This window comes from Spirosoma validum, from assembly GCF_014699035.1.
Classification (GTDB): domain Bacteria; phylum Bacteroidota; class Bacteroidia; order Cytophagales; family Spirosomataceae; genus Spirosoma; species Spirosoma validum.
This window is the reverse complement of record NZ_JACXAA010000018.1, coordinates 16,231-27,829: the sequence shown is the minus strand read 5'-3', so window position 1 is coordinate 27,829 and position 11,599 is coordinate 16,231. Positions and strand designations below refer to the sequence as shown.

Below are 11,599 nucleotides of genomic sequence, written 5' to 3'. Positions count from 1 at the left end.
CCTGAGCAAAACGTACAACTGGCCCGTTGGTATGAAAGCAAAAGCTGGTTTGCCTACCTTTCAGTGGCACGAACAATCCGGGAGCTTCGACGAATGTGTTGCCCTGAAACATCATCTTACGGCTAGCTGGGTGGGTAGCAATGCCGACCAGAGGACAGAACTGGCAAAATGGATTGTTGCTGACTGGGGTGGAGTACGAGCGAACCGCAGTTTAACTTTGGAGTCGCACTTAAGCCGGGTGTTGTCTGAGAATAGTACATGGCCTTTGCAAGGGCTAGCCAGCTACTCTAAAATACTTACGGCGGTGAGCTGTACCCAATATGCTATTTATGATGCGCGCGTGGCCGCTTGCTTGAATGCCGTTCAACTGATTGCGGATACACAAAAGCCTGTATATTTTCCTTATGTCCCCAGTCGAAACAAATTGATTCAGGCCTTTACCAATCAATACCCACGGAAGAAGTTAGTAGGTGATCATGGTTGGACTGAAATCGAAAAGGACAATACGTATAGACTTTATCTGGAAGTCCTTCACCACTTAAAACGACATTTTGCCGATAGTGAAGTTTACCACTTCGAAATGACTCTATTTAGCTTGGCTCCGCTTATTTGTTCAAGATTCATGGATCAACACGCCTAACTGCTGTCTTATATGCCTAATAGGATATCCCCGGATGGTAAAGCGCTGGAAAAACTTGTCTCGCGTATATACGAAGCCCTGAAAGATAATTCTTTGGCTGAGGTTGAGCATGATATAAAACTCAGGAATATAAACGGTGATTTATCTCAGTTTGATGTAATCATTAGATGCCAAATGGCCGGGTACCCGGTAATGATTGCCATTGAATGCAAGGATTATGAAGGGGCTGTTCCAGTAAAAGAGGTCAGAGATTTTATCGTTAGGTGTACGGATGTTAAGGGTATAGCGAGAAAGATATTTGTAGCAGTCAATGGCTATCAATCAGGGGCTGTCAGTACTGCTCAACAACATGATATTGAATTATATCACCTTCAGGAGTTTTCGGCCGATTTATTGAAAAGCTGGGTTCGTTGGGAGCGGAGTTATACTGCCTATCCTGAAAAGAATCAAATAGGAGCTATTCGCTTCCATACTTATGGTGGAGGGGTTATTGGATACCTATCAACTGAGTTGGCTAACTTAAGCACGGATCTAATCTTACAAAGCCCAGGTGTAGAGTCGGTAAAGTTGTATGACCTTATTTCCTCAATGAGTAGGCAAGAGGGGTTCGCTCAAGGGCTGTTAAAATTTGCAGGCGAGGATTTTAGGAAATTGACTATAAGTGGTGACGAAAAAACAGTAACTATTCCAATACCAATACATGTTATTCCTGAGGTGCCGTATGTAGCCCAATTGGAGTCTTACCTAGTGCAAATAGAAAAAGTAGAGGTCGTTTTTGATTTTATTTACCGAATAGCTCCATTCGAACAAATTACAGCCCGTTCTTATTATTCACAAGAGGGAGAGCCAACTGCACAGGTGCTAGAAGGCCAAACTGGTGAATTCAGGGTTGAGATCATAAAGAATATCGTGAACGGCCAAACCAGCTACTTTGTGGTTGACCCAAGTGGTCAGATCCATAAATTAGATGAAAGGCAAGTTAGGAACGCTTGACGCCCAATATTTTATTACAGTCTCTCATGCCAAATCTTTGTCATTAGCATGTCCAGTAAAAATAATCTCTTTTGGACAAGCTCAACCCGGGACGCCTAGCCGCGGCATGTGACCGAAAAAAAACTCAAGGTAATGTTATAGAGTCTGCTCCGCAAGCTCAACTAGGAGCCCTAGCGTCTAAGCCAGTCGTGCTCGCTAAAATTCGATCCAGGCGTTACCTGCATGCTCGGCGCGAGTGCCGGGTAAAGCACGTCCATGTCAGCACTGACTAATTTTAGTATGAAGTAGCCAGAGGTCAACAGCAAACTCATGAGCGATCTACTCAAGGAGTTTGAACCGAGAAAGGCGTAATGGTTCTGATTCGTGATAGGATAGCTTTTAAACAAAAAAGTCGGCTCACCTATGAGGCCGACTTTTTAACAAACAGTACATTTAGCGCAGCTTCTAGGGCTTCGAGGTGCCGCTCGATGAACTGCTGCCTGAGCTGCCACTACCACTCTTCATTTTGCGACCGCTGGTCTTGTCGGAAGGCATTGTGCCCGACTGGCTGGATGTTGAACTGTTGTCTGTGTTGGTCGAGCTTTTGTCCATCGAGCCCGAATTCATTTTAGAGCCCTTACTGCCCGAGCTTTTCATTCGGTCCGAGTTTGATCCACTCGCACTGGACTGGGTTGACCCGCTCAGCGTTGAGGAGCCATTGGTTCCGTTTCCAGTCCCACTCGTACCGGGGTTAGGTGTTTGCGCCTGAGCGCTGAAAGCGGCTACGCTCAGTAGCAATGCTCCCATGATGATGACTTTTTTCATAGCGTTAGGAAACTGGCGGGTTAGTCAAGCCAGTCCGTATCTAACCGCTTGCGCCGGCAGAGATGTTTAAAAATGATGTCATTTTAATGCCACTTTGCTCACGTCTGGCTCTTGGCCTCCCCAGGCCAATCATTTGCTGGAGAACATATCACTGATGAGTTGATGATAAACACGCGATACGCCTATTAGATCACCCGTTGAAAGCTGAAGCTTCATCGAGCGGGGATTATCTTTGACTATTCCGTGTACATACATTGAATTAACGATGGCCGAACGGTGTACCCGGATAAACACAACGTATTGATCAAAATAGTTGAGTGGCTTGGTGACCATGGCATAGCTGCCATCCTTGTAATAAATCCGGGTATAGGTAGCCTCCCCTTTTAGCCAAAGAATATCATTCAGCAGGATAGGTCTAGAAAAACCAGGCAAATTAATCGTATCCATAGTTGCGTTGATGAACCTAAACTTACGTTATATGAGCACATCTGGATTTTGTCATGGCTATGTGTGATTAGTTGGCAACTCCCAATCGTCAGAGCAAACATGAGCAAGCCCCGCTCAAGTGATTGGCGGGGCTTAGTTGTTCATACCAGATTGATTTTAAAGCCTAAATATGATCGCTTAATAACTTCTTCTTGAAAGTATCTTTTTGCTTAAATTGACTTCTTAATTTTAGTCTTATGTAATCCACTCTACTGCTTATGAAATTAGTAACTATACGATCATCCGTTATTTCTCTTAGCTATCATCATTTCATCTGGGTCCTGGGTTTAACGCTACTAGGACTGAGCGCTGTTGAGCCCATCCTGGCCCAGCAATCCCAATGGCAGGTTGCCGTTTCTGGCACGAATCAGACCCTTAATCATGTGTCTTATGGTGGAGGGCAATTTGTAACGGTTGGCGAGGTCGGCACCATTCTAACTTCTCCGGATGGTATTACCTGGACGACCCGTACATCAGGCGTTACTCAAACTCTTATAGCCAGCAGCTACGGACAAGGTCAGTGGGTGGTAATTGGTAGTGGAGGAACCGTGCTAACATCGCCTGATGGTATCAGTTGGACTCCCCGCTCCTCCACCGCTACGCAGGGCTTTGGCAGCATCGCTTATGGCAATGGCCGGTGGATAGCTGGCGATGTCCAGGGTAGGCTCTGGTCCTCTGCGGATGGCATCAGTTGGAGTATAGTGTATAGTAACGCTAATTTTCCTGGGCAGATCTGGGTCAGTTATGGGAATGGGCAATGGATAGCTGGTTCGACTTATTCAAGTCGGTCATTTCTTCTACCGGTACTAATGTCCCCGGATGGTGTCACTTGGACCGCTCGTAAATACCTGGGTTTTGGAGACTTTATTACTGGGGTTAGCTTCGTTGAAGGAAAATACTTCGCCGAAGTACGGGGACGGTATGGCTACAATTACTTTCTTCAATCATCGGATGGTATCACCTGGACAAACGTAGTTTCTGACCGTCGCCCCCCTGGAAATTTTGGTTCCCTAACCTACGGCGCGGGCCAATGGCTGGCCATCAATGATGAGAAGGGAATTGTTAGTACGCTGGATTTTACAGTTTGGTCAACACAGCCGAATACGAACTATTATTTTGGTAACATTATCTACGCGACTGGTAAACCAGTCGCTGTTGGCTATCAGGGACTGATTCTATATGCGACTACGCTGTATACACCTGTTGCCTTACCCGTATCCCTGGTTAATTTCGATGGTAAGGCTCAAAACAGCAGCGTCAGCTTAGACTGGGAAACCTCTTGGGAGAAGGGGGCCAGCCATTTTCTTGTTGAACGCAGTATCGATGCCAAAAGCTTTGAAGCCGTCGGGCGGATTTCTGCCCTAGGCACTACGAACGCCAATCAGCACTACAGCTTTGTGGATAAGGATCTGGCTTCCAACCTGTGGTACTACCGCCTTCGGCAAGTGGATTTGGACGGTACGTATACCCACTCTCAAATCATTGCCGTGCGCATCGGCACCGAGCCACTGGAAACGTTAACTCTATCACCCAATCCCAGTTCAGGGCCGATGCTCATCGAGTATAAAAAAGGAATACAATCGGTTCGAATCTATTCGGTAACCGGGACACTGATTGAGCAGCATGAGTTCGCTCAGGCTGTCGATCGGTGGAGCTGGGCCGCAAGTGGTCAACCTGCGGGAGTGTATATCATTGAAGCGAAAACGCAGGACAGTAAGTCTGCAAGCCTGCGTTGGATTAAGCAATAGAGTAGATTCTTCGTCGTGCCACCCTCATCAAATTCCCTGTCTGTAGGGTGGAGCGTTGTGCGCTGATACCAACTGGTTTCCTAAGGACATATCTCTTACTGATTTTACATAAAAAGACCCGGCACTATCAGCACCGGGTTTTCATATACCCACTCTATAAGAAAGTCGGTTTAGCTTTCCAATTCTTTGATTCTCGTCTCAATAAAGGTATTCATTTGCTCCTGAAACTCGCGTAGCTGCTGAACCGTATTTAGGCCGTAGGGGCGCTTAAGTTGCGCAAGGGGTCTCCATACCACGAAGCAGGTATTCGGCCGAAATACGGGGTTCTACAGCGCATATACGCTCAAGCATATCAAAGCTGATTTGGATTATCTGAGAGTTCTCTGGCGCTATGCCGTAGACTTCCATTAAGTCGCTGTTGTATGGGTGATTACACAAAATGCTTTCCAGAGGAAATTGTCAGGAATACTAACCGGGAAATAGGAGGAATTTCCTTACTTTGCCTCTCTATTATTATCTTGTTCTGACCCTGGCTAAGTTATGGAATATCAACGTCTTCTGCCTTTTATTCTGTTACTAATAAGCCTTAGCTCACGAGCGCAGACGGTTTTGATCTCCGGTAGAGTTTTCAATGATGCTAACGGCATGACCGACAACATAGTCAATGGCCATGCCTGGTCAAACCAACTGCCTTTGGAGGTAAGGACTTTCTTCTATAACGGTCGTTATAATATGGCTACAGTCAGAGCCCAGGTAGCCTCTGATGGAACGTTTAGCTTTACTGCATCTGCCAATACTTCCTACAGACTTTTTATAACAGAGAGTTCCTTACCTGTAAGCTATCCGTATTATGGGCCCTTCGAGCCAATAAACGCTAAAACAACCGGTGCGCACATAGGGCCAGGGGTTGGTAGCGAGCTTGAGGCAGGTGGGTACATTACCATTAATGTAGCGGATCAACCCATAACTGACATTAACTTTGGCGTAGATCGCTACCCGACTATTGGAAGTAATATTACGGTGGCCAGACAGCCTAATCCCCTGGGTACATCGCGGGTGCAAGTACCCACACTAACGAGTGCCGATCCAGAGGATGGTCTTTCTGCCAATGGAGTCCGCATTTATCTATATAACCCTGACCATTATACAGATCCTTTTAATCGTGATTTTGGTTACGGACCTGGCTACAGCACACTTTATTACGACGGCATTCCAATACTAGACAAGCAAACTATTTTAAGTTACGATCCCTCAAAGCTAACGGTAGATCCCACTGACGGAAACGTTACGACGAGGTTTAACTATAGTTCAGTGGATGCGGCTGGTGTAGAAAGTAAAAATCAGGCAGTTGTCACTATACCTTTCAGCGATACTGTATCTCAAATAGACTTTGGGGACGCGCCCAACACCTACCGCGTTGCATTGGATTATTCGAATGGGCCTCGCCATACTATCCTCGACAACCTAAAGCTGGGGAGTCTAATCGATGCTGAAGCAAGTGGACAAGCAGGCCCCAATGGACTAGATTATACTGCTACTGGCGATGATGTTAACGGCATAGATGACGAAGATGGACTCACCTCCTTTGTTTCCCTAAGTAAAAGTAATACCATTTATAGCCTTTCGATAGCCATTACCAATACCACGGGAATGGATGCGACCCTGAGTGGCTGGATTGATTTCAATCATGACGAAACATTCAGCAATAACGAACGGGCACAGGTTATAGTGCTAACTGGGACGACATCAGCTATCCTTAGCTGGACCGTTCTATCGGGCTATGTTGTAGGGCAAACCTTCGCCCGTTTCCGGATTGCTACTATTGCCAGCGAGGTTGCTCAGCCGTATGGGGCGGCTAACTCAGGTGAAGTTGAGGATTACTTAATAACACCGGCAGCCCCACTACCGGTCGAATTTGTTGTTTATGATGGCAAATGGGTAGAGGGTGCGGGTAATCAGCTTACCTGGATCACCTCCTGGGAAAAGGGGACTAGTCATTTTCTGATTGAGCGCAGTAGCGATGCCATAAGCTTTGAGGCTGTCGGGCGGGTAGCAGCCTTGGGGAATTCCAGTACCAATCAGCGCTACAGTTTTGTTGACAAAGGCCCATCTTCGGGTCTGTGGTACTACCGACTTAAACAAGTCGATTTAGATGGTACGTATACCCATTCTCAAATCATTGCCGTACGGATCGGTAATGAGTCGCTGGAATCATTGACAATATCACCTAATCCTAGTTCGGGACCAATGCTATTGGAATATAAAAAGGGTATAAAGTCAGTTGGTATTCACTCCTTAACCGGAGCGCTGATTGAGCAGCATGAGTTTACCCAAGCTGTTGATCGCTGGAGTTGGGTAAGTACAGGACAGCCTGCCGGGGTGTATGTGATTCAGGTCAAGACGCAGGATGGAAAGTCTAGTAGCCTGCGATGGGTGAAGCAATAGGGATGGTGCTTCGTCGTACTAACCTCACCAATAGCCATACCTCGCCAGGTGTGGCTTTTTTGTTGGGGTAAATTCTTATTGGCACCTACCGTCAACTCATCCCAACGATTCAACAACACACACGCCATTTCTATCAACTCATTGCGCGTTGTCCAACGCCTAACTAGCCGTTACGGTCTTGACTCCAGTTGGTCTTTCCAACTCTCGATCAATTCACTACAACCATAAAATGCAATGAAAATCAATTCATCTCTGCTATCGTTAGCTCTACTAGCCGCACTTGCTTCCTGCAAACCAGACGCGTTTCAACCTGACCTACCGGCGAACCCATCCGGGGAAGCTAACCAGAAGTCGGACAAGCCCACGCCAAACGACGAGGTAATTAGCGTCTTTAAGAAAACCAAGGTAAGCTGGTCCAATACCGATTATCAAGAGGTGGACTACGATGCCAGCCTGACGCCCGTTCGTTACACCCGCCAGAATCTCTACGCCCAGAGCACCAATCAGGTCCGCAAAGTAATTCACGATCTGATCTATTCGGATAAGCAGTTAACCCGGGTCAACGCTTCGAATGGCACCTATGTCCTCTATAGCTACGAGGGTGATCAAGTAAGCCGCACCCAGGAGTTTTCGCCAGCGGGCAAGCTGCTCACCACCCAGACTTATTTATATTCTCTCGATAACCGGCTTCACCGGATTGACGCTACGCAGGCCATAGGGGCGGGGGCGATTGAAACCAGTAAGACCTTTGGCTATGATGCGAAAGGGAATGTAACGCAGGTAATCGAAGCTATCAAAGACGGCCAAACCGGTGCTTACCGGGTTCAGTGGGTAACCCGCTATTCGGACTACGACGCTTCAAAGAACGTTTCTTCGCTGTGGACACTTTATCCTCTGTTGCCCACTGTTGTCCTGCAGGCCAATAATCCAGGCGCTATTGCGACCTACGTGGCTGGCCCGGATGGGGCCGAGAAGCTGTTGCAGCGGGTAAGTTACAGCTACTCCTATGATGAGCAGGGCCGTCCGGTGACCCATACGCAAACGGGGCCGGGGGGTACGCTACGGGCAGCTTACAGCTACTTTGGCCAGTAAAGTAGCTGTAAGCTGCAACCGATAGGCTTGCTCCTAGTCTATTGCCCTACCCTTGCGGTGGGGCTTTTCTGTTTTGATACGAGCTAATTTTCTACGAACAAATCTATACCCAATACCCAACTTTACAAAAAGCCCGGCACCATCAGCACCGGGCTTTTTACCTAACCAATAACAAAGTCTGTATGTAGCTGGCTAGCCGCCTAGCTCCAAAATCCGCTTGTCTAGCGACTGAACTATATCTTCTTTTAAGCTTCGCAACTGCTCAACCGTCGACAGGTTTGAAATCATTCGTGCATCCCGCAGCGGTTCGCCCTCACCACGAAGTAAGTACTCAGCAGATATTCGAGGTTCTGCTGCACACATGCGTTCAAGAGTCTCAGAATTAGGCCTGCGATTATTTTTTACAATGTTGTAAAGGGAAGAGGCAACCAACGAGTGTGCCTCAGCAAAAGCATGAGCATTAGTATCTAAACGCTCAAAGACTATCTGCACTCGCTGGTTTAAAGTTGGCATCTGTATACATTCAAAGTTGTACAACAAAGTTATCAATGTTGTAACAAAACACAAGTTATTAGCAACAATGAAAATTTTTTCTTTACAATTCTTGCTATTAGTTACAACATTGAATAACTTTGATTCAAGATATTACAGCAAGGAACAGAAAAGGCGATATAGTACCGATGAGGTTGCCCGCTGGACTGTATGGGACGAGTTGTAAGCCAAAAAATAGTAAACCCCGGACCGTAAATGCTTGGCGGCTATCGGTTCGGGGCTCCTTATCAACCATTTAAACATTATATCTAAATGACGACCGTACAAAGTTACGGTGAGGGGGACTCCCATGCAAACAATCTTGAGCAATCGGCTCAAAAACCCGATTTAACGGCAAATTCTGCTAACCCAGCGGTAAGTGCCGACACACCAGCGGCAACCTCAGCCCTCAGCGAGTTTCTCAAGTCGCCTAAACTCTCGGAGTTCAACCGCACCCTGCTTGAGCACATGAAGAAAAGCGGGGCAAGTGACGAACTGGTACTAAAGACCGGACAGCGTTTACATGAGCATTTTCCTACGCAAGTGCCGACCAAACCAGCGCCGAAGCCAAAAGAGCCTGTAAGCGGTGATACTGGCTACAGGCTTGATATGTCGATCCTTCAGCGTAGTGGTACCTCACGAGCAGACGTTATCGCTTTTGCGCTGGATGAGTACTATAACGACCGGATGAAAAAGGCATTTAACGAGGTTCGCGCCGGAGAGTTTGAGGTAGCTCACAACCATTACCACGATGCCCAAACAGCCTACTGGACTATCCTTGAAATGCTGCTAAAGGCCAACGATATGGCCGACAGGAACTACAGAGCCACCAAGGGCGAAGAACAGAACCGCTTTAGTGACGATTCTACGTATCGTCGCTTTCTGAAAGACTACCTGGAGATTGACCCCGCCACTCAGGGCCTGGACTAACTGCTCACCTTTTTTAGCTATTACCCCCGTGAAAACCAACAATCAAACTACTGACTCCAAGGAGTCGGCTCGGGCCTGCGTGATTGAAAATGCAGTAGAAGCCCTCAAGCAGAACAACGGCGTTGTGATCGTTCACCAAACCTATAAGTCCGTTAACGAGCCGGTCGTCATTCCCTCGAATTTCTTCATCGAAGCCACTTCGGACACGGCGTATCTGTCCGAAGTACGGGAAGCCCTGCGGTCCTGGTTCTGCTGTTATCTGCCCGTCCATGAAGTGGCTCACGGTCCGGGCATTGAGCAGGCAACCAAGTTGTATCAGGATCTGGATGAATTTATCTCCAATCTGATTGTCGCCACTGCTGATCAATAACCACCCTCAAAATCATCAAACCAATCAAAGCACCAACCCCAACGCGGCAATCATCCCAGGTCCCAAGCGTGAACTACTCGTTTCGATTGACTTAAGCACGAATAACAGCTACGGACAATCCTCTATTGCCCTGGTCCATGAAGCGCTGGTTGCTCACCGGTATAGTCTGATCTCCTGCTTTTTCGAGGAGCTAAGAGCAGGCAGTTACGAGAACGCTTATGTATACTGGAAAAACGTGGAGGAAATCAATGACCTGATTGATCAGATGCTCAGAGAAACCGCCTTAGTGTCAATTAATAACTACTACGCCGACGAGAGCACCAGCAATCCGGGCGGCTATAGTAACTGGATGGACCATCTACCCAAAGACAAAGAGGGTCGGTTTAAGACTTTTCTGGAAATGGTAAAGCCGGAAACACCAATCGAATAGCGTCCTGACTTATGGTTCCGGTGGCCAGTCTCCCACGGCTGCCGGAACTACTCTCAATAGCTTTTTCTCACAACTAAACAATCTAATGCAATGGAGTTAATCAGTGATCGCCTAAAGGCAATTGCCACTTATTTGGAGTGGGCAAAACAAACATTTCCGCTACAGGTAGAAGTGCCGATGGAGCGCCGGGACATTGCCCAGGCGTCCGGCGTAGCCTTACACTACGTCAATAAAATAGCGCTCTTATTGAATCAAAAAGGATATATTGAGTACGTACAGCATCGGGGCAAGCCTGCAACCAACAAGCTGGTAAAAGACCTATCCGATCTGACGCCAGGTGTGGTTGAACAGTGGATCAAAGAGTATCAGTTAGCCTGCGACCTAAAGCGGAGAAACAAACTAGCTTCTGAGTCCGCCAGTAATGCTGCTGGTTCTATCAGCATCTTTCCGCCGTTGGTTAGTTCGTCTGCTCAAGCAAAACAGGCACTTACCCCCTCGCAGGAGTTCCAAATGACCGAAGAGAAGCCCGAGCCTCAGTCTGCCCCAAAGAGTCGTTCTCAGCAACTTTTGGACGAAGCCGAACGACTACGCCAGGAAGCCCAGAAAGAGGCACAGCGCGAAGCCAATGAAGCCCAGAAAGTCGCCGAAATGTCCGGAACAATACCAGAGCTGTTAACGATGCTGGATACGCGTATCGATGGCGTAGAGGGCCGGTTTGACATCCTGGAAAAGAAGGTCAACACGGTGCTGTATTTCTTTCAGCAGGCCTCGTTTGCCGTATGGAGTCTGGCTCCGGTTGGCTTACCCGAAGAACCGGTTCAGGTGGCAGCACCGCAACCCGAGACGCAGGCCGAACCAACAACCCGTAACCTGCTGGTGCGTCTGGTCAACAGCTACGCGGCTGCCGATCGCAAAACAGAGCACGACACCTGGAAATGGCTCTATGGGCAGTACGATCTGCGTAAGGGCTTCAACGTGTACGCCCAGGCGGGACCGTCGGCCAAGGGGAAAGATGAGAGCTACCTGAAGGTGGTTGAGCAGCACGGCAAAATTGATGAGTTATACAAGCTGGCCAGGAAGCTGATGGTCTTGCCGGAACTACGATAGTTGATGAGAGAGGGTAGACCCGG

General features: G+C 47.8%; 11 protein-coding genes. 9 read left to right on the top strand and 2 right to left on the bottom strand.

The features are described 5' to 3' along the window. The first annotated feature begins 31 nt into the window (after nucleotides 1-31). Both IC230_RS30150 and IC230_RS30145 read left to right on the top strand, forming a co-directional pair. Entirely contained in the window at nucleotides 32-640 is a 609-nt protein-coding gene (locus IC230_RS30150; RefSeq protein ID WP_191042802.1) for a hypothetical protein, read from the top strand. 12 nt (nucleotides 641-652) lie between these two features. Next, the gene (locus tag IC230_RS30145; protein ID WP_191042801.1) at nucleotides 653-1,633 is read left to right on the top strand and encodes a restriction endonuclease; all 981 of its coding nucleotides are present in this window, start codon (nucleotides 653-655) and stop codon (nucleotides 1,631-1,633) included. Nucleotides 1,634-2,077: 444 nt separating this feature from the next. On the opposite strand, the gene IC230_RS30140 is transcribed toward IC230_RS30145, so the two are convergent. Further along, nucleotides 2,078-2,437: a hypothetical protein gene (locus IC230_RS30140; protein ID WP_191042800.1), complete on the bottom strand. Its 360-nt coding sequence runs from the start codon at nucleotides 2,435-2,437 to the stop codon at nucleotides 2,078-2,080. A gap of 129 nt (nucleotides 2,438-2,566) precedes the next feature. Then, a complete protein-coding gene (locus IC230_RS30135) occupies nucleotides 2,567-2,884 on the bottom strand; it encodes a LytTR family DNA-binding domain-containing protein (protein ID WP_191042799.1) in 318 nt (105 codons plus the stop codon). 257 nt (nucleotides 2,885-3,141) lie between these two features. On the opposite strand from IC230_RS30135, the gene IC230_RS30130 reads away from it, so the two are divergent. The 7 genes from IC230_RS30130 to IC230_RS30100 all read left to right on the top strand — a co-directional run bounded on the left by IC230_RS30130 (nucleotide 3,142) and on the right by IC230_RS30100 (nucleotide 11,576). Further along, nucleotides 3,142-4,671: a T9SS type A sorting domain-containing protein gene (locus IC230_RS30130; RefSeq protein ID WP_191042798.1), complete on the top strand. Its 1,530-nt coding sequence runs from the start codon at nucleotides 3,142-3,144 to the stop codon at nucleotides 4,669-4,671. Between the two features lie 540 nt (nucleotides 4,672-5,211). Further along, the gene (locus IC230_RS30125; RefSeq protein ID WP_191042797.1) at nucleotides 5,212-7,116 is read left to right on the top strand and encodes a GEVED domain-containing protein; all 1,905 of its coding nucleotides are present in this window, start codon (nucleotides 5,212-5,214) and stop codon (nucleotides 7,114-7,116) included. A 234-nt stretch (nucleotides 7,117-7,350) separates the two neighbouring features. Beyond that, entirely contained in the window at nucleotides 7,351-8,208 is an 858-nt protein-coding gene (locus IC230_RS30120; RefSeq protein ID WP_191042796.1) for a hypothetical protein, read from the top strand. Between the two features lie 804 nt (nucleotides 8,209-9,012). Next, on the top strand, nucleotides 9,013-9,669 hold the full coding sequence (locus IC230_RS30115; protein ID WP_191042795.1) for a hypothetical protein: 657 nt from the start codon (nucleotides 9,013-9,015) through the stop codon (nucleotides 9,667-9,669). A gap of 28 nt (nucleotides 9,670-9,697) precedes the next feature. Then, on the top strand, nucleotides 9,698-10,039 hold the full coding sequence (locus IC230_RS30110; protein WP_191042794.1) for a hypothetical protein: 342 nt from the start codon (nucleotides 9,698-9,700) through the stop codon (nucleotides 10,037-10,039). Further along, nucleotides 10,017-10,469, top strand: a complete 453-nt coding sequence (locus tag IC230_RS30105; RefSeq protein ID WP_191042793.1) for a hypothetical protein — start codon at nucleotides 10,017-10,019, stop codon at nucleotides 10,467-10,469. The genes IC230_RS30110 and IC230_RS30105 overlap by 23 nt, the downstream gene beginning before the upstream one ends. A gap of 90 nt (nucleotides 10,470-10,559) precedes the next feature. After that, nucleotides 10,560-11,576: a hypothetical protein gene (locus tag IC230_RS30100; protein ID WP_191042792.1), complete on the top strand. Its 1,017-nt coding sequence runs from the start codon at nucleotides 10,560-10,562 to the stop codon at nucleotides 11,574-11,576. The last annotated feature ends 23 nt before the right edge of the window (nucleotides 11,577-11,599 follow it).

Excerpts from the sequence above, each read along its gene's own strand:
- IC230_RS30150 (WP_191042802.1), top strand. The coding sequence starts at position 32 with ATGAAAGCAAAAGCTGGTTTGCCTACCTTTCAGTGGCACGAACAATCC.
- IC230_RS30145 (WP_191042801.1), top strand. The coding sequence starts at position 653 with ATGCCTAATAGGATATCCCCGGATGGTAAAGCGCTGGAAAAACTTGTC.
- IC230_RS30140 (WP_191042800.1), bottom strand. The coding sequence starts at position 2,437 with ATGAAAAAAGTCATCATCATGGGAGCATTGCTACTGAGCGTAGCCGCT.
- IC230_RS30135 (WP_191042799.1), bottom strand. The coding sequence starts at position 2,884 with ATGGATACGATTAATTTGCCTGGTTTTTCTAGACCTATCCTGCTGAAT.
- IC230_RS30130 (WP_191042798.1), top strand. The coding sequence starts at position 3,142 with ATGAAATTAGTAACTATACGATCATCCGTTATTTCTCTTAGCTATCAT.
- IC230_RS30125 (WP_191042797.1), top strand. The coding sequence starts at position 5,212 with ATGGAATATCAACGTCTTCTGCCTTTTATTCTGTTACTAATAAGCCTT.
- IC230_RS30120 (WP_191042796.1), top strand. The coding sequence starts at position 7,351 with ATGAAAATCAATTCATCTCTGCTATCGTTAGCTCTACTAGCCGCACTT.
- IC230_RS30115 (WP_191042795.1), top strand. The coding sequence starts at position 9,013 with ATGACGACCGTACAAAGTTACGGTGAGGGGGACTCCCATGCAAACAAT.
- IC230_RS30100 (WP_191042792.1), top strand. The coding sequence starts at position 10,560 with ATGGAGTTAATCAGTGATCGCCTAAAGGCAATTGCCACTTATTTGGAG.